The 16762-nt window shown below is 73.2% G+C and carries 16 protein-coding genes and 1 riboswitch; of the genes, 10 read left to right on the top strand and 6 right to left on the bottom strand.

Annotated elements, in window-relative coordinates:
• Window positions 1-40 precede the first annotated feature (40 nt).
• Window positions 41-1240 carry an ROK family transcriptional regulator gene (locus tag C8046_RS06585; RefSeq protein WP_109228751.1) on the top strand — a complete coding sequence of 400 codons (1200 nt, stop codon included), beginning with the start codon at window positions 41-43 and terminating at the stop codon, window positions 1238-1240.
• On the top strand, window positions 1237-2034 hold the full coding sequence (locus C8046_RS06580; protein ID WP_109228750.1) for an ATP-binding cassette domain-containing protein: 798 nt from the start codon (window positions 1237-1239) through the stop codon (window positions 2032-2034). Before C8046_RS06585 ends, C8046_RS06580 begins: the two co-directional genes overlap by 4 nt.
• A gap of 21 nt (window positions 2035-2055) precedes the next feature.
• Here C8046_RS06580 and purU read toward each other — a convergent pair whose 3' ends face one another.
• Entirely contained in the window at window positions 2056-2898 is an 843-nt protein-coding gene (purU, locus tag C8046_RS06575) for a formyltetrahydrofolate deformylase (RefSeq protein WP_109230797.1), read from the bottom strand.
• 50 nt (window positions 2899-2948) lie between these two features.
• Here purU and C8046_RS06570 point away from each other — a divergent pair, with 50 nt between their 5' ends.
• The 3 genes from C8046_RS06570 to C8046_RS06560 all read left to right on the top strand — a co-directional run bounded on the left by C8046_RS06570 (window position 2949) and on the right by C8046_RS06560 (window position 5866).
• On the top strand, window positions 2949-3545 hold the full coding sequence (locus C8046_RS06570; protein WP_109228749.1) for a GNAT family N-acetyltransferase: 597 nt from the start codon (window positions 2949-2951) through the stop codon (window positions 3543-3545).
• Window positions 3546-3548: 3 nt separating this feature from the next.
• A riboswitch (ZMP/ZTP riboswitch) is annotated at window positions 3549-3637 on the top strand.
• Between the two features lie 50 nt (window positions 3638-3687).
• Window positions 3688-4983, top strand: a complete 1296-nt coding sequence (gene glyA / locus C8046_RS06565) for a serine hydroxymethyltransferase (protein ID WP_109230796.1) — start codon at window positions 3688-3690, stop codon at window positions 4981-4983.
• A 10-nt stretch (window positions 4984-4993) separates the two neighbouring features.
• Entirely contained in the window at window positions 4994-5866 is an 873-nt protein-coding gene (locus C8046_RS06560; protein ID WP_199224405.1) for a bifunctional 5,10-methylenetetrahydrofolate dehydrogenase/5,10-methenyltetrahydrofolate cyclohydrolase, read from the top strand.
• A gap of 55 nt (window positions 5867-5921) precedes the next feature.
• On the opposite strand, the gene C8046_RS06555 is transcribed toward C8046_RS06560, so the two are convergent.
• The gene (locus C8046_RS06555) at window positions 5922-6293 is read right to left on the bottom strand and encodes a hypothetical protein (RefSeq protein WP_109228747.1); all 372 of its coding nucleotides are present in this window, start codon (window positions 6291-6293) and stop codon (window positions 5922-5924) included.
• A 304-nt stretch (window positions 6294-6597) separates the two neighbouring features.
• Here C8046_RS06555 and C8046_RS06550 point away from each other — a divergent pair, with 304 nt between their 5' ends.
• The 5 genes from C8046_RS06550 to C8046_RS06530 all read left to right on the top strand — a co-directional run bounded on the left by C8046_RS06550 (window position 6598) and on the right by C8046_RS06530 (window position 11769).
• Window positions 6598-7539: a PIG-L deacetylase family protein gene (locus C8046_RS06550; protein ID WP_109228746.1), complete on the top strand. Its 942-nt coding sequence runs from the start codon at window positions 6598-6600 to the stop codon at window positions 7537-7539.
• Window positions 7536-8447, top strand: coding sequence for an ATP-grasp domain-containing protein (locus C8046_RS06545; RefSeq protein ID WP_109228745.1), 912 nt, complete (start codon window positions 7536-7538; stop codon window positions 8445-8447). The genes C8046_RS06550 and C8046_RS06545 overlap by 4 nt, the downstream gene beginning before the upstream one ends.
• Window positions 8444-9712: a glycosyltransferase gene (locus C8046_RS06540; protein ID WP_109228744.1), complete on the top strand. Its 1269-nt coding sequence runs from the start codon at window positions 8444-8446 to the stop codon at window positions 9710-9712. The genes C8046_RS06545 and C8046_RS06540 overlap by 4 nt, the downstream gene beginning before the upstream one ends.
• Window positions 9709-10896: a hypothetical protein gene (locus tag C8046_RS18370; protein ID WP_109228743.1), complete on the top strand. Its 1188-nt coding sequence runs from the start codon at window positions 9709-9711 to the stop codon at window positions 10894-10896. The genes C8046_RS06540 and C8046_RS18370 overlap by 4 nt, the downstream gene beginning before the upstream one ends.
• Window positions 10897-10959: 63 nt before the next feature.
• A complete protein-coding gene (locus tag C8046_RS06530; RefSeq protein WP_235866168.1) occupies window positions 10960-11769 on the top strand; it encodes an exodeoxyribonuclease III in 810 nt (269 codons plus the stop codon).
• A gap of 18 nt (window positions 11770-11787) precedes the next feature.
• On the opposite strand, the gene C8046_RS06525 is transcribed toward C8046_RS06530, so the two are convergent.
• From C8046_RS06525 to C8046_RS06510, 4 genes are read right to left on the bottom strand one after another with little or no spacing between them, the layout of a single operon-like run.
• Window positions 11788-13005: an ABC transporter permease gene (locus C8046_RS06525; RefSeq protein WP_328587584.1), complete on the bottom strand. Its 1218-nt coding sequence runs from the start codon at window positions 13003-13005 to the stop codon at window positions 11788-11790.
• Window positions 13002-13730, bottom strand: a complete 729-nt coding sequence (locus tag C8046_RS06520; protein ID WP_109228741.1) for an ABC transporter ATP-binding protein — start codon at window positions 13728-13730, stop codon at window positions 13002-13004. The genes C8046_RS06525 and C8046_RS06520 overlap by 4 nt, the downstream gene beginning before the upstream one ends.
• Window positions 13727-15454, bottom strand: a complete 1728-nt coding sequence (locus C8046_RS06515; RefSeq protein ID WP_235866167.1) for a hypothetical protein — start codon at window positions 15452-15454, stop codon at window positions 13727-13729. The genes C8046_RS06520 and C8046_RS06515 overlap by 4 nt, the downstream gene beginning before the upstream one ends.
• Entirely contained in the window at window positions 15451-16482 is a 1032-nt protein-coding gene (locus C8046_RS06510) for a hypothetical protein (protein ID WP_109228740.1), read from the bottom strand. The genes C8046_RS06515 and C8046_RS06510 overlap by 4 nt, the downstream gene beginning before the upstream one ends.
• Window positions 16483-16762 lie beyond the last annotated feature (280 nt).

Raw genomic sequence — 16762 nt, 5'->3', positions numbered from 1 at the left:
GCGACGTGACGACCACGATCCACCCCTAGGGTGATCAGCTGTGAGTGGATGGGCGACCGGTTCGCAGACATCGCTGCGTGAGGCGAACCGGGCCTCCATCCTCGAGTCGGTCAAGCGGTACGGCGGACTGACCCAGGTCGAGCTCGTGGGCTCGACGGGTCTGTCCGCCGCCACCGTCTCGACCATCGTCAAGGAGCTCACCTCCGCCGGCCTCGTCGAGGTCAAGCCCACCTCCCGCAGCGGCCGACGAGCCCAGCTCGTCACGGTCGCGCGGCGGGTGGGCCTCGCGGCCGGCGTCCAGGTGGGCCACCGCCACCTCCGGGTGGCCTTGGGCGACTTCGGCAGCGACGTCGTCGCCGACCAGACCCTTCCGCTCCCCTCGGAGCACCGCCTCGACACGACCCTCGACCGCACGGCCCTCCTGGTCGTCGACATGCTGGAGCGGGTCGGTGCCACGCTCGAGGAGCTCGTCGGGATCGCCATCGGGATCCCGGCCCCCGTCGACACCGCCACCGGGCTCATCTCGGTCCGAGGAGTGCTGCGCGGCTGGGACGACACGCACGTCGCCCAGGTGATGTCCAAGCGTCTGGGCAAACCCGTCTGGGTCGACAACGACGCCAACCTCGGGGCGCTCGCCGAGGCCACGCTCGGCGCCGGCCGGGGATACGCGGACGTCCTCTTCGTCCGCGCCTCGCACGGTGTCGGGGCCGGCATCGTCATCGGCGGACAGCTGCACCGCGGCTTCGCCGGGACCGCCGGAGAGATCGGGCACGTCCAGATCGATCCCCAGGGCGCCATCTGCCGCTGCGGCTCCCGCGGCTGCCTCGACACCGTCGTCGGGGCCGAGGCGCTGCTCGCCCCCCTCGTCGTCAGCCACGGACCCCTCACGCTGCGGGACGTGATGAACCGCGCCCTCGCGGGCGACCCGGGCTGCACTCGCGTGGTTGCCGACGCGGGTGAGAAGATCGGGGCCGTGCTCGCCGCGACCTGTCAGGCCCTCAACCCCCAGGTGATCGTGGTGGGCGGCGAGCTCGCCGAGACGGGGGAGATGCTGCTCGACCCCATGCGGCGCGAGCTCAGGCGTGGGATGCTTCCCAACCTGATCGCTCCCGTCGAGATCGTGCCCGCCGCGCTGGGGCAGCAGGCCGAGGTGATGGGAGCGCTGGCGACCGTGCTGGAGAACACCGACGTCGCCGACACGGTCGATCGGGGAACGCGAGAGCGGGAGGGGGAGCGATGACGCAGCACGCCGCCGTCGACCCGCGCGAGAACCCGCTGCTGCGCCTGGAGTCGATCGAGAAGAACTTCGGCGCCGTCGAGGCGCTCGTGGGGGCGAGCCTCACCGTGCACGCGCACGAGGTGGTCGCGATCGTCGGCGACAACGCCGCGGGCAAGTCGACGCTCGCGAAGATCGTCGCCGGCGTCCTGCAGCCCGACTCGGGCCTCATCGAGATCGAGGGTGAGCAGGTCGCCATCCCCTCGCCGTCGGCGGCCCAGCAGCTCGGCGTGGCCACCGTCTTCCAGGACCTGGCGGTCGCCAACAACCTCGACGTGACGGCCAACCTCTTCCTCGGCCGGGAGCAGCGCAAGCGCGGCAGCTTCCTGCTCGACGAGGGCGAGATGGACCTCGCCGCCCGCCGCATCCTGACGGACCTGGGCGCCCGCATCCCCTCGATCCGCACCCGGCTCGGTGAGCTCTCGGGCGGTCAGCGGCAGGCGGTCGCGATCGCGCGCACCCTCATCGGCAACCCGCGCATCGTCGTGCTCGACGAGCCGACGGCGTCCCTCTCGGTCGCGCAGACGGCCGAGGTCCTCAACCACATCGAGAAGCTGCGCGAGCTGGGGCTCGGCGTGATCTTCATCAGCCACAACCTCAACGACGTCCGCGCCATCGCCGATCGCATCGAGGTGCTGCGGCACGGCCGCAACAACGGGTCCTTCCTCGGCCGCGAGGCCACCAACGAGGACCTCATCGCCGCCATCACGGGCGCCTTCCGCTCGGGCGACGCGCTCGAGGGCTACCGCCGCGGCTGAGCGCTGCCCCGCGGCTGCGCGTCAGCGGAAGACGACGGTCCGGCGGCCGTCGACCAGCACGCGGTGCTCGGCGTGCCAGCGCACGGCGCGGCCGAGGACCCGTCGCTCGACGTCCTCGCCCATCGCCTGCAGCTCGCTCACGGCGTCGTCGTGCTCGACGCGCTCGACGTCCTGCTCGATGATCGGGCCCTCGTCGAGGTCGGCGGTGGCGTAGTGCGCCGTCGCCCCGATGAGCTTGACGCCGCGGGCGTGGGCCTGCGCGTAGGGGCGGGCCCCCTTGAACGAGGGCAGGAACGAGTGGTGGATGTTGATGACCCGACCGGCCAGCTCGCGGCACAGGTCGTCCGACAGGATCTGCATGTACCGGGCGAGCACCACCAGCTCGGCGTCGGTCTCCCGCACGATCCGGAGCAGCTCGGCCTCGGCCCGGGCCTTCGTCTCGCGCGTGACGGGGACGTGGTGGAACGGCAGCTCGTAGAAGTCGGCGATGCCCTGCAGCGCGGTGTGGTTGGACACCACGGCGACGACGTCGACCGGCAGCCGGCCGGAGCGCTGCTGGTAGGCCAGGTCGTGCAGGCAGTGCGAGGCGGTGGAGACCATGACGACGGTCCGCACGGGGCGACCGACGACGTCGAGCTCCCACGTCATGTCGAACTGCTCGGTCACGCCGGCGAGCGCCTCCTCGAGCGCCTCGCGCTCGACGTCGGCCTCGGCCTCGACCCGCATGAAGAACAGGCCGGAGTCCGCGTCCCCGTACTGCTGGGACTCCGTGATGTTGCCCGCGAGGTCGGCGAGCGCCCCGGCGACGGCCGCGACGATGCCCGGTCGGTCGGGGCAGGAGAGCGTGAGTACCCATCTGGTCACGGCGGCCACGGTACCGGCCCGATCGCGCCCGGGTCTGCCATGATCGAGTCATGAGCACCAACGAGGGCCTGCGCATCGACGTCGTGGAGGCCGAGGACGCGGGGGAGCTGCTCACCGTGAGGCGAGCGGCGTTCGTGACCGAGGCCCAGCGGTACGGCGATCCCCACATCCCGCCCCTGACCCAGACCATCGACGAGCTGCTGACCGACCTGGACCGCAGCGACGTCGTCACGCTCGGCGGCTGGCAGGGCCACCGCCTCGTCGGCTCGATCCGCGTCGAGCTCGAGGGCGGCAAGGCCACGCTCGGCCGGCTCGCCGTCGTGCCCGACCTGCAGGGCACGGGCATCGGTACGCAGCTGCTCATGGCGGTGCTGCAGTACCTGCCGGAGCAGACCCAGGAGGTCTGGGTCTTCACGGGCAAGGACTCCAAGCAGAACCTGTCGCTGTACGCCGGCCAGGGCTTCGAGCACGCCTACGACCAGCACACGGGCGAGCTGACCTATGCCTACCTCAAGAAGATCCTCGGCGATGGCGATGGCGATGGCGATGGCGACGGCGACGGCGACGGTGACGACGCGGAGGCCGACGCCGTCGAGAACGACGTCGCTCCCGCGGACGACTCGGCCCGCCGGTCCTCCCTCGGGTAGGCTCGACGACGTCGCGACTGGCGCCAGGTGGACGAACCACCGGGGAGCGATGAGGTTAGCCGGCCACGGGGTCGCCCGCCTGGGTCTCGCGGTCACGCAGGTGTGCATCCGCACGTCCTGAGTGCCGACCAAGGAGCTCCCCGTGTCCGAACTGACGAACGCCGAGATCGCCAACGCGACCCTCGCGGACCTCGACCCCGAGATCGCCGCCGTCCTCGAGGGTGAGCTCGCGCGCCAGCGCGAGACGCTCGAGATGATCGCCAGCGAGAACTTCGTGCCGCGCGCCGTGCTGCAGGCCCAGGGCAGCGTCCTGACCAACAAGTACGCCGAGGGTTACCCCGGCCGCCGGTACTACGGCGGCTGCGAGGAGGTCGACGTCGCGGAGAACCTCGCCATCGAGCGCGCGAAGTCGCTCTTCGGCGCCGGCTACGCCAACGTCCAGCCGCACTCCGGCGCGACGGCGAACGCGGCCGTGCTGCACGCTCTCGCCACGCCGGGCGACACGATCCTCGGCCTCTCGCTGGCGCACGGCGGCCACCTCACGCACGGCATGAAGATCAACTTCTCCGGCAGGCTCTACGACGTCGCCGCCTACGAGGTCGACCCGGAGACCTACCGGATCGACTACGACGCGCTGCGCGCCAAGGCGCTCGAGTCGAAGCCGCGCGTCATCATCGCCGGGTGGTCCGCCTACCCGCGCCACCTCGACTTCGAGGCGTTCCGTTCCATCGCCGACGAGGTCGGTGCGCTGCTGTGGACCGACATGGCGCACTTCGCGGGCCTCGTGGCCGCGGGCCTGCACCCCAACCCGGTGCCGTACTCCGACGTCGTCTCCACCACCGTGCACAAGACGCTCGGCGGCCCCCGCTCGGGCCTGATCCTGGCGCGCGACGAGGAGCCGTGGGGCAAGAAGCTCAACTCCGCCGTCTTCCCGGGCCAGCAGGGTGGCCCGCTGATGCACGTCATCGCCGCGAAGGCCGTCGCGTTCAAGGTCGCCGCCGGCGAGGCGTTCAAGGACCGCCAGGCCCGCACGCTCGAGGGCGCGCAGATCATCGCCGACCGCCTGAACGCACCCGATGTCGCCGCCGCGGGCGTCTCCGTCCTCACCGGCGGCACCGACGTCCACCTCGTGCTGGTCGACCTGCGTCACTCCCCGCTCGACGGCCAGCAGGCCGAGGACCTCCTGCACACCGCCGGCATCACCGTGAACCGCAACGCCGTGCCGTGGGACCCGCGCCCGCCGCGCGTCACCTCCGGCCTGCGCATCGGCACGCCCGCGCTCGCCACCCGCGGCTTCGGTGCCGCGGAGTTCACCGAGGTCGCCGAGATCATCGCCACGGCGCTGATCCAGGGCACCGGCGCCGACGTCGAGGCGCTGCACGCGCGGGTCGACCGCCTCACGGCCGACTTCCCGCTCTACCCCGGCCTCGCGCAGTAGGGCCGCGGACGTGGCAGCCCTGATGATGGCGGGTCGGCCCGTGGCCGAAGCCGTCCTGACCTCCCTCGCGCCGCGGATCGACGCGCTCGTCGCGGCCGGGCACCGCCCCGGTCTCGGGACGATCCTCGTGGGCGAGGACTCGGCCAGCGCCGGGTACATCCGGATGAAGCAGACCAAGGCCGCCGAGCTCGGCCTCACCTCGCCGCACATCCACCTCGGCCAGGACGCCTCGCAGGCGGACGTGCTGGCGGCGGTGCGCGAGATGAACGAGGCCGACGACGTGGACGCGGTCCTGCTGCAGCACCCGACCCCGCCGCAGATCGACTTCGACGTCGCGCTGCTGGCCCTCGACCCCGACAAGGATGTGGACGGCCTGCACCCGGTCAACATGGGCCGGCTGGCCCTCGGGATGCCCGGTCCCGTGCCGTGCACCCCGGCCGGGATCGAGGCGCTCCTGGCGCACTACGAGATCCCCGTCTCGGGTCGGGAGGTCTGCATCCTCGGGCGCGGCACCACGCTGGGGCGCCCGCTGGCGCTGCTGCTGAGCCAGAAGCGTCCGACGGCGAACGCCGCCGTCACCGTGGTGCACACCGGGGTGCCGGACTGGGCCGACTACACCCGCCGCGCCGACGTCGTCATCGCGGCGGTCGGGGTCCCCGGGATCCTGCGCCCCGAGCACCTCACGCCCGGCGTGACCGTGGTCGGCGGCGGGGTCAGGTACGAGGGCAAGAAGCTCCTGCCCGACGTCGACGAGTCGTGCGAGGACGTCGCCGGCGCGATCACGCCGCGCGTCGGCGGCGTGGGCCCGACGACGATCGCCCTGCTGTTCCGCAACGCCGTCGAGGCGGCGGAGCGCCGGGCGGCCGGACGCCCGACCGCCTGACCGTCCGGCTGCAGACGCAGCCGCAGCGCAGACGCCGCCGACCCGGCCCCGGTGCTCACCCAGCCCGGCCCGCCGGCGTCGGCGGCGTCCACAGCGCGACCCGGTGACCGCGGCGCACCACCACCTGGGCGCGCAGCGCGTGCCCCGTCCGGGCGACGGCGGCGGCCACCATGCTCGGTCCCGGCAGATCCTCGAGATCGGTGAGCTCGGGCAGCGACGGCTCCTCCCACACGAGCACCAGGCCCACGCCGTCGTGCAGGAGCTCGACGAGGGCCTCCGCGAGCCGCTCGACCTGCATCTCCCCGAGGTGCGGCGGCATCTCGACCTGGGGGAGGACCGGGAGCTGCGCCCCCTCGTCGTCGAGCAGCAGGAGCCACCACTGACGGCGGTAGGCGGTCTGGACCAGGGCGCCGACCCTGTCCAGCACGTCGTCATCGGTCAGCAGCGGAGCGGACGGGTCGATCCGGCCGCGCGTCTCGGGCGGCGGTCGGCCACGGTCTCGGGGGAAGCTATCGGGTGGTTCGGAGCGATGTGAGGGTGTCATGGGTCGATTGTGACGACAGGTTGGCGGCCGACGGAAGTCACAGATCCCGATCTGTGGACAACGGGTGCGGAGCGAGGCCGTCCCGACGTGCGGGATCGGCCCGGGCGTGGTTTCATCACCGGCTCGCGCGGCTAGACTCCCTCGGGGCGGGGTACATGGGGTAACCCGTGCCAGGGGGAAGAAGACGATGGCTGTCTCGGCCGTGGGCGCGTGCGTCGCCCTAGCAATGCTGGTGTATCTCGTGGTGAGCGAGCGCGAGGTGGGGCGCTCCTCGCCCGACCAGCGCTCCGACGACCGGGGACGGCGTCGCGTGCGCCTGGTGATCCTCGCCGCGTACGCCGCGATCCTGACCGCGTACGTGGTGCTCGTCGCCCGCCACGTGCGGGACCCGCACCCGCACACGGTCGGCGAGATCGTCGACGCCGGGGTGCTGGTCGTGCTCACCGGGCTGGTCGGCCTCGTGCTGCACCACGGCTTCCGCGCGGCGCCTCGCCGCGACGAGCCGCGCCGGGTGCTGGTCGTCGGTGCCCACCCGGACGACCTCGAGCTCGCGTGCGGCGGGACCGTCGCCTCGCTGGCGCGCCGCGGCCACGAGGTCAAGGTGCTCGTCATGAGCCGGGGGACCCGCGGCGGTGATCCCGCGGCTCGCCGCGAGGAGGCCGTCGCCGGCGCCAGGATGCTCGGCACCACCGACGTCACGGTGCACGACTTCCCTGACACGTTCCTCGCGGACGCGAACGGCGCGATGATCGAGGTCATCGAGGCGGCGATCACCGCGTTCCGGCCGGGCACGATCCTCACGCACTCCGAGCACGACCAGCACCAGGACCACCAGGCCGTGCACCGCGCGGTGCTGCGGGCCGGGCGCCAGGCGCACTCGATCCTGTGCTTCGAGTCGCCGTCCGTCACGCGCTCGTTCAGCCCGAGCGTGTTCGTCGACATCTCGGACTTCGTCGACCTGAAGATCAGGGCGGTGCAGACGCACCGCGACCAGTCGGGCAAGCCGTACATGACCGCGAGCCGGGTCAAGGGCATCGCGGCGTTCCGCGGGGCGCAGGCGAAGGTGCCGGCGGCCGAGGGGTTCGAGCCCGTGCGCTACCTGCAGAACGTGAAGGAGTTCATCGGATGACGACGGTTCTGGTCACCGGGGCGGGCGGACCCGCCGGACGGGCGCTGGGAGCCCAGCTCGCGCAGCTGCGCGAGAGCGAGCCCGATCTCATCGCGATCGGTGCGGACATGCTGCCGATCGCGGACGCCAGCTTCGCCCTCACCACGACGCTGCCCCGGGTGGACGCTCCGGAGTACGCCGTCGCGCTGCGCGACCTGGTCGGTCGGGTGCGTGCCGACGTCGTGATCCCCACGGTGGCCGAGGAGCTCGCCCTGGTGGCGGGGCTGGCGGACCTGCTCGGCGACGGCGTGGCCGGCCCCGACGTCGTCGTCACCAGCACCACCTCGGCCGCGATCTGCGCCGACAAGCTCTACACGATGTGGGCGCTGGACGCGGCCGGGGTGTCCGTCCCGCGGTTCGCCCCCGGGGGCAGCTGTCCGTCGGCCGCCGGGGCGCTGGCCCACTTCGACGGCGCCGTCATCGCCAAGCCTCGGGTCTCCCGCGGAGGGCGTGGCGTGCGCCTCGTCGAGGACGCGGCGGCGCCCTGGGGGATCGACGACTCCTGGATCCTGCAGTCGTTCGCGCCTGGCACCGAGTACTCGCCCCAGGTCTACCGCTCGCCGCGCACCGGCGCCGTGACGGTGGTCGTGCTCGAGAAGACCGAGATGCGCGAGGGGCGCATCGGGAACGCCGTCAGCACCGTGCGCCTGGACGCGGACGAGGCGGCCGACGTCGCGTGGTTGGCGGAGTCCGCCGTCGTCGCCCTCGACCTGTCGGGGCCGGTCGACCTCGACATCCGTCGGGACGAGGACGGTCTGCCCGTCGTGCTGGAGGTCAACGCGCGCTTCGGGGCCAACTCGGCGAGCGCGCCGGAGCTGCTGCGCTCGGTGCTGCGGGACCTGGGTCGGGCGGAGCTCGCGACGTCATGACCGGCGCCCTCGTGGCGAGCGCCGAGCTCGTCGGGCTCGGCGCCCTCGTCCTCGGCGTGCTGAAGCTCGCCTTCCTGCCGCTGGCGCTCGGCTTCGAGGTGCGTGCCCGGGCCCGCGCCCGGGCGCCCCGCCGGGCCCGGACGTCGATCTACGGCGCGCGTCGGCCGCCGGTGAGCGTCGTCGTGCCCGCCTACAACGAGGGCAACGTGCTCGAGGGCTGCGTGAGCTCGTTGATGCGCAGCACCTACCCCGACTTCGAGGTGATCCTCGTGGACGACGGTTCCACGGACGACACCTACCGGCAGATGCAGGACCTCGCCGCCCGGTACCCGCGCGTCCGCGCGATCACCAAGCCGAACGGCGGCAAGGGGTCGGCGCTCAACGCCGGGATCGCCCTGGCGACGGGGGAGGTGCTCCTGCTCAGCGACTCCGACGGCGTGTTCGAGCCCGCGGCGATCGGACGGATGGTCGAGGCGTTCGTCGACGACGGCGTCGGGGCCGTGTGCGGCGACGACCGGCCGGTCAACCTGGACCGGGTCCAGACGCGGTTCCTCGCCGTGATCTCGCACGTCGGCACAGGTCTCGTGCGCCGGGCTCTCGACGTGCTGCGCTGCCTGCCGATCGTGTCGGGAAACATCGGGGCGTTCCGGCGCGACGTGCTCGAGCGCACGGGCGGGCTCCACGAGGACACGCTGGGGGAGGACCTCGAGCTGACCTGGCGCATCTACCGGGCCGGCTACCGCGTCGTGTTCGCCCCGTCGGCGATCGTCTACGCCGAGTCACCCTCCACGCTGCGCGGGCTGTGGCGCCAGCGGGTGCGCTGGGGCCGCGGACTCCTGCAGACGTTCGCGCGGCACCGCTCGATGGTCGGGAACCCGCGCCACGGGACGTTCGGGCTCTCGTTGCCGCTGCTCGCCCTGAACGCGCTCGTCCTGCCGGTCGCACAGATCGCCGTGCTGCTGTTCGTCCTGGCCTCCCTGGCGCAGGGGCTCGACGACCTGCCGCCCGCCGCCGTGGCCGCCTGGCAGGTCGTGCTGTGGCTCGGTGTCCCGGTCTCGCTGCTGTTCCTGCTGGTCGCGATCGCCCTCAACGGGGCCTGGCGCGACCTGCGGTTCGCCTGGACGCTCACGCTCTGGCCGCTCTACTCGATCCTCATGAGCGCCGTCTTCCTCAAGGCGCTCGACCTGGAGGTGCGCCGGGCACCGCAGCGCTGGAACAAGCTGGAGCGCACCGGCGTCGTCTCACTGCCGTCGGTGCGCTCGTGAGGTACGCGCGGCCGGGACCCGGCACCGCCCTCGTGCTCGCCCTCCTGCTGCCCGTCGCGCTCGCGGCGTGCACCCCCGACCGCGAGGAGGACGCCGTGGCGGCACTCGTCGACGCACGGACCAGGGCGGTGAGCCTCGGCTTCGAGGACGTCGTGGTCGAGGACGCCGACTGGGACGAGATCGCCGCCGAGCTGGACCGTGTCAACGCCAACGCGGTCCACCTCGCTGCCGGCCGTCCGGAGTGGAGCGCGTTCCCGTGGCCAGGCAGCAGCGAGCGCGAGTCCGCCGCCGTCGCGCGGACGGGACGCGACTTCCTCGCCGAGGCGATCGACGCCGTCGCGACCGACGCGGACGGCCGGGTGAGACGGGTCGTGCTGACCGTCGACGCCCTGGCGCCCGAGACGCTCGCGGCCGACCCCGCGCTCGCGGGGGAGGAGGTCGACGGCGCACGGTCGGGGCTGTTCGCCTCGGCGTCGGCGCTGCACGACGGCGAGGTGGGCGAGGCGCTCGTCGCGATGGTCGGGCACCTGGCGGCGACGTACGGTCCCGACGAGATCACGCTGACCGAGCTGATGTTCGACGGCGCCACGTTCGGCGACGACGACCTGACCCTCTTCCGCGAGATGACCGGCGCCCGGGACTGGCCGCGGACGGACGACGGGGACATCGACGTCGAGGCGCCGGAGCTCGGCACGTGGCGCTCGCGGGTGCTCGCGGACCTGCTGGGTCGGCTGCGCGGGGCGGCGGCCCCGCACGGGGTGGAGCTCGCCGTCGACGTGCGCGCCTCGTGGGAGGACCCGGTGCACGGCCGGGCGGCGAGCGGGCACGACCTCGCCATCCTCGAGGGTGACGTCGACCGGTTCGTGGTGTGGAACTATCTCGGCCTGGCCGGCCGCGACCCGGTCGAGTCGGCGACCCTCACGGCCGCCCTGGCGGAGGGCGGGATCGACCCCGCGCGAGTCACGATGTCGGTGGGTCTGTGGGCCGAGGGCGACGCGACGCAGGACGCCGACGTCGCCTCGACCGACGACGGCGCCGAGGGGGTCCTCGACCCCGAGGTCGTCGCCGAGGGCGTGCGGTTCTCGGCGAGCCACGACGTCACGTCCGTGTCGGTCACCCCGCGCTCGCTGCTCACGCCGGAGCACCTGGACCGTCTCGCCGAGGTCTGGGGCGCTCCGGACTGACACGGGCGGTCGGCAGACGGACGCCACCGGAGCATGTCGGTGGCCGGTGGCAGAGTGTCGCGCGTGCTGACCGTCGCCACCATCAACGTCAACGGCCTCCGGGCCGCCGTCCGTCGCGGGATGCCCGCCTGGCAGCAGGAGTGCGCGCCCGACGTGATGCTCCTGCAGGAGCTGCGCGCGCCCGACGACGTCGTCCGCGAGCTGCTGGGCCCGGACTGGCACGTCGTGCACGTCGAGGCCGCCGCGAAGGGCCGCGCCGGCGTCGCCATCGCCTCGCGGCTGCCGTTCGAGGCCGTCCGTCCCTTGCTGCCTGTCGCCGAGGGTGCCGAGGAGCCCGAGGGGGACGTCGGCCGCTGGGTCGAGGCCGACGTCCGCCTGCCCGACGGCCGCGTGCTCACGCTCGTCTCCACGTACCTGTACTCGGGGACGGCCGGCACGCCGTCGATGGACGCGAAGTACGCCCACCTGGACCGCGTGACCGCCCGGCTGGTCGAGCTCGCGGCCGCCGAGCTCGCCGTCGTCGGTGGCGACATCAACGTCGGTCACCGCGAGCTGGACATCAAGAACTGGAAGGGCAACCGCACCTCGGCCGGCTTCCTGCCGGCCGAGCGCGCCTACCTCGACCGGTGGTACGACGAGCTCGGCCTCGTCGACGTCGGCCGTCGGGTCGCGGGCGAGGTCGCCGGCCCGTACACCTGGTGGTCCTGGCGCGGCAAGGCGTTCGACAACGACTCGGGCTGGCGCATCGACGTCCAGGCGGCGACGCCGGCGCTGGCCGCCGTCGTGGACGAGGCCAGGGTGGACCGCGCCGCGACGTACGCGGAGCGGTTCAGCGACCACGCGCCGTTCGTGGTGCGCTACGACGTCGGTTGACGTCAGGCGCGGCGGGCCTCAGAGTCCGCCGCGCAGCGCGGCCACCGGCTCCAGCGAGGCTGCCTTCATCGCGGGGTAGGCGCCGGCGACCAGCCCGATGACGCCGCCGAGCAGTGCGGAGCCGATCGCGAGCGGCATGTCGATGATCGGTGTCCACTCCTGGGCCACGCTCACCCCGACGACGACGAACACCCCCAGCGCGGCGCCGATCAACCCGCCGAGCAGGCCGACCACCACCGACTCGACGATGAACTGGGTCGCCACCTGACCGCGCGTCGCCCCGAGGGCGCGGCGAAGCCCGATCTCGCCGACCCTCTCCATCACCGACAGCAGCGTGACGTTGGCGATCCCGAGCCCGCCGACGATGAGGGCGACGCCGCCCAGCGCGATGAAGACGATGTTGATGTCGCCGCGGATGTTGCGCTGCAGCTCGCCGCCCGTCGGCGGCGCCTGGACGTCGACGTTCTCGGGCGCGTTGGGGGACAGGGCGACCGGCACCTGGTCCTTGACGACGCCGCCGGACCCGACCGCGATCTTCATCTGCAGCTCGGACGGGGCCTCCAGACCGAGGTCGGCGCGCGCGGTGCCGAGCGGCAGCACGACGGCGTCCAGGAGGTCTCGTCGTCGGGCGGTGTCCTCGAGGATGCCGACCACCGTGTAGGCGCGGTCCCCGATGAAGATCGAGGGCTGCGAGTCCACCCGGTTGATCCCGAGACGCTCCGCGGCGTCGGCCCCGAGCACGACGACGCGATCGGCGCGGGCGTCGTGACCGGCGTCGAACATCCGGCCGGTGAGGAGCTCGCCCCGCACGGCCTCCAGGAGCTCCGGGCTCGTCGCGACGACCTTGGGGGAGACCCCCTCGACGGCGGTCGGGTCGATGATCGGGACGGCGGAGATCCGCGCCCCGGCGACGTCGACGTCGGCCAGCAGGGCGGCCGCCTCGACGCCGGCCAGGCGCTGCACGCGGTCGGGCGAGTCCCACGGGAGCTGGGCCTTCGCGCGATTCTCGCCGCTCATCGTCTGCGTGGAGCCGGGCTTGGCCACGGCCTGCGTGGCGCCGACCGCGTCGAACTGTCGCGCGATCTGCCCGGCGCCGGTCTGCGCCATGCCCATCGTGACGACGAGCGCGGCGATGCCCAGCACCGTGCCGAGGATCGTGAGGAAGAGGCGGCCCGGACGGGCACCGATGCCGTGGGAGGCCTCGACGGCGAGGTCGCGGACCGACAGCCGGCTCACCGCAGCACCTCCAGGCGACCGTCGGTGATCCGCACCGAGCGCTCCGCGCGCGCGGCGACGTCCTCGTCGTGGGTGATGACGGCGAGGGTGAGGCCGTCGCGGTGCAGCTCGTCGAACAGGTCGAGCACCTCGCCCGAGGTCGTGGAGTCGAGGTTGCCGGTCGGCTCGTCCGCGAGCAGGAGCCGCGGGCTGGTGACGACGGCGCGCGCGACGGCCACGCGCTGACGCTCGCCGCCCGAGAGCGTCGGCGGGCGGAACGTGAGCCGGTGCTCGAGGTGCACGCGCTCGAGGGCGGCGACGGCGCGCGGGTAGCGCTCCGCGCGTGGAACGCCCGCGTAGATCGTGGCGAGCATGACGTTCTCGAGCACCGTGCGGTGCGGGAGCAGGTGGAAGGACTGGAACACGAATCCGATCCGGCCGGCGCGCAGGGCCGTCCGGCGGCGCTCGGACACGGTGTGGCTGGGCTCGCCGTCGATGAAGTACTCCCCGGCGGTCGGCCGGTCGAGCAGGCCGAGCAGGTTCAGCAGCGTCGACTTGCCCGAGCCGGAGGGCCCGACGATCGAGAGGTAGTCGCCCTCCGCCAGGACGAGGTCGGTCGGCCGGAGCGCGACGACGGGTGGGTCTCCCGGGAACGAGCGGGACAGGCCGCGCAGGTCGATGACGGGCGGTGTCGGGGCCGACCCAGGGACTGCCTCGTCGAGCTCGGCCGTCGGAGCGGTCGTCACCGTCCCACCACCACGCGGTCGCCCTCGGCCAGCGGCGTCTCGCTCGAGACGATCTCGGCGTAGCCCGACGCGGTCAGCCCGGTCGTGACCACGACCAGCTCCGGCTCCTCCTCCCCGCTGCGCAGGACCTCGACGCGGGTCTCGCCGCCGGGGCCGGCCGTGAGGGCGGCCACGGGCACGGCGAGCACGTCGCCCGCCGTCGAGCTCACCGGGATCCGGATGCGCACGTTGGATCCCGCGAGCGCGGTCCGCTGCTCCTCCGAGAGCTCGCCAGGGAGCAGCACCACCTGCGAGCGGCCGGCGGCGGCTCCGGATGCGCCGTCGCCACCTCCCGCCCCCTCGTCGCCGGAGCCCCCGTCGCCGCCGTCCCCGCCACCGTCGGTCGGCGCCGCGGCACCGATCTCGGCGACGGTGGCCGGGATCGGCACGTCGTCGAGCAGCAGCTCGGCGGCCTGACCCGCGGTCAGCAGGTCCGCGTCCGCCTGGGCGAGGTTGGCGGCGATCTCGAGCGTCGCCCCGGAGATCGACATCACCGGACCGTTGATCGTGCTGCCGCGCTCGATCGCGACGCTGTCGACCCGGCGCGGCAGGGAACCGACGAACAGCACCTCGCTCGCCGGCATCGGGGTGAGGACGTCGAGCTCGGCCGTCGCCAGGGCGTCCCGAGCGTCGTCGAGAGACGTCTGGGCGGCGTCGCGGGAGGCGACCTCGGCCGACGTGTCCGGCGCGGCCAGCCCCTCCGAACGCTGCGCGCGGGCCAGGGTCACGGCCTCCTCGGCCGAGGCGACGCTGGTCGGGCACGGCTCCTTCGGGAGGGTCTGTCCCGTCTCCGGATCGACGGGAGCGGGGGCGTTCGCGCAGGCCCTGGCGGCGTCGAGGTCGCGCTGCGCGGCGTTGACGGCGTTGTCGAGCTGGAGTCGCTCGGACTGCGGCTTGCCGGCGCCTGCCGTCGCCAGTGCCGCCTGGGCGCTCGCGAGCGTCGAGGTGGCGCTGCGCAGGGACTCCCGCGCCATCTCGAGGCTCTCCTCGGTGCCCTCGGGCGGGGCGGGGGCGGGGTAGCCGGCGTTGGCGTAGAGCCGCTGGACGGCCCCGGCCACGGTTCCGTCGTAGGACTCGCCCGAGCCCGCCTCCAGGCCGAGGGCGTTGAGGGCGTCGCGGAGCTGGATCACGTCGGGACCCGTGGCACCGGACCGCAGTGTGCGGTAGACGGGGAAACCGCCGGGCAGCGCGATCACGGGACGACCGGCGACCTCGAGGACGACCGTGCCGGCGTCGACCTGCGTGCCGACCTCGGGAACGGCCCCGGTCACCACGGCCGGACCACCGAGGTCTGACGTCTCCACGGTCACGTCCACCGCGTCGTCGTAGCGCGCGTCCCCGCGGGCGACGACGTCGCTCGACAGCGCCCGGAGCTCGACCGGCACCGTGATGAGGCCGGGCTCGGGCGGCTCGGCGTCGGCGGCGGCCTGCGCGGGGGAGATGACGAAGCGCGACAGCAGCATCCCGGCGCCGAGGGCGACGACCGCGACCGCGGCCACCACCCACACCGTCCGGTTCAGCGGGGTGCGCGCCGCTCGCGGCGCCGCGTGCTGCGGCTCCGGGTCACCGATCGACGCGAGGTCGATCTCGCCGGTGGGGGCTCCGTCGCCCCCGATCCCTCCCGGCTCCCCGGCCGGACCGTTCCCGGCCTCACCGTCGCGTCCGCGGCCGCCGCGCCACCTCACGGCTGTGCACCCGCCATGGCCTCGGCGAAGGCCTCGAGCTCGGCCTTGTTCTCGTCGACGAACTCCTGCTCGATCTCGAACTGCAGGCGCAGCTGCTCGTCGGCGTAGTCGGTCTCCTCCTGGCACGTGTAGTCGGCCGTGGCGAGCTCGATCTCGGTCGCCTTCAGCTCCTCGAGCTCGGCGCCGGTGGGACCCATGTACTCCGGGTCATCCGCGTGCTCCTCCCACTGGGCGTTCGAGAGCTCGTAGATGCTCTCCATCGCGGCCTGGGGGTTGGCGTGGTCGGGGTGGCCGGCGTCGGCCATGCACTCGGCCCACGCCGTGTTGATCTCGTCGAGGCGGGGGTCCTCCTGCATCGACGTGTAGAGCTGGTTGATGCCCTCGGTCAGCTCGGTCCAGCGCGGGTCGGACCAGACGTCCTGCTGGCCGGCCGTGTCGCTCTCGACCTCGTAGACCTGGTGCTGGGCGGAGCCGTAGCAGCCGCTGTCCTCCCAGTTCCACTCGGTCTCCATCTCGGCGTCCTCGTCGTACTCGACGGACGGGCCCCACAGCGCCTCGTTGAACGCGGTCTGCTCCGACTCGGACATCGACTCGAGGTAGTCGGCGTTGGGGTCGACGTACTCCTCGGCCGCGTCCTCCCCGGCCATGTCCTCGTAGGTGAACGCGCCGTAGCCGAACTGCCGGGCGTTCTCGACGGGGTCGTAGTCCTCGTCCATCCCGGGGCCGGAGACGAAGGAACCCGTGTTCGTGTTCGGGGTGTACTCGAAACCCTGCTCGGCCATGCACTCGGCGACGAGCTGCTCGACGCGCGTGTTCTCCTCGTCCATGCGGGCCTGCTCGGCCTCCATGTCGAAATCCTCCTCCGCCTGCCCGGCGCCGAAGTACACCGCGAGCGGGGAGTCCTCGTAGCTGAGGTCGCCACCGCCCCCACCACCTCCGCCTCCGCCGTCGGAGCCGCAGGCCGTGAGGCCCAGGGCGAGGGTGGCAGCGGCCGCCGAGGCCCAGATGGTGCGTGACAGGTGCGACATCGTCGTCTCCTTACTTGGTAACCCCTTGATGGCACCCTAGCCGGAGCGGGGCGCGTTCTGCAGTGCATCGAGCCTCGCGCGGCGGTCACGATCGTGCATCGGACCGCGGGATGAACACCCCTCGACCCGGGGATGACTCGGGTTCGGCCCGAGGGCGCGGGGCGCGGGTCGGGAGCCGGCCGCGGGGTGGCCCGTCGAGTCGACGGAATCGACGACACGCGAGAAGGACGCCGGCACCCGTGCGGCAGCACGGGCGCCGGCGTCCTTCTCGGCGGGAGGG

Origin of the sequence: Serinibacter arcticus (genome assembly GCF_003121705.1) — a bacterium.
GTDB lineage: Bacteria > Actinomycetota > Actinomycetes > Actinomycetales > Beutenbergiaceae > Litorihabitans.
This window is presented reverse-complemented; position numbering and strand designations above follow the sequence as displayed.

Coding starts and splice junctions, on each gene's coding strand:
- C8046_RS06570 (WP_109228749.1), top strand. CDS start 2,949: ATGAGCACCAACGAGGGCCTGCGCATCGACGTCGTGGAGGCCGAGGAC.
- C8046_RS06540 (WP_109228744.1), top strand. CDS start 8,444: ATGACCGGCGCCCTCGTGGCGAGCGCCGAGCTCGTCGGGCTCGGCGCC.
- C8046_RS06580 (WP_109228750.1), top strand. CDS start 1,237: ATGACGCAGCACGCCGCCGTCGACCCGCGCGAGAACCCGCTGCTGCGC.
- C8046_RS06510 (WP_109228740.1), bottom strand. CDS start 16,482: ATGTCGCACCTGTCACGCACCATCTGGGCCTCGGCGGCCGCTGCCACC.
- C8046_RS06550 (WP_109228746.1), top strand. CDS start 6,598: ATGGCTGTCTCGGCCGTGGGCGCGTGCGTCGCCCTAGCAATGCTGGTG.
- C8046_RS06545 (WP_109228745.1), top strand. CDS start 7,536: ATGACGACGGTTCTGGTCACCGGGGCGGGCGGACCCGCCGGACGGGCG.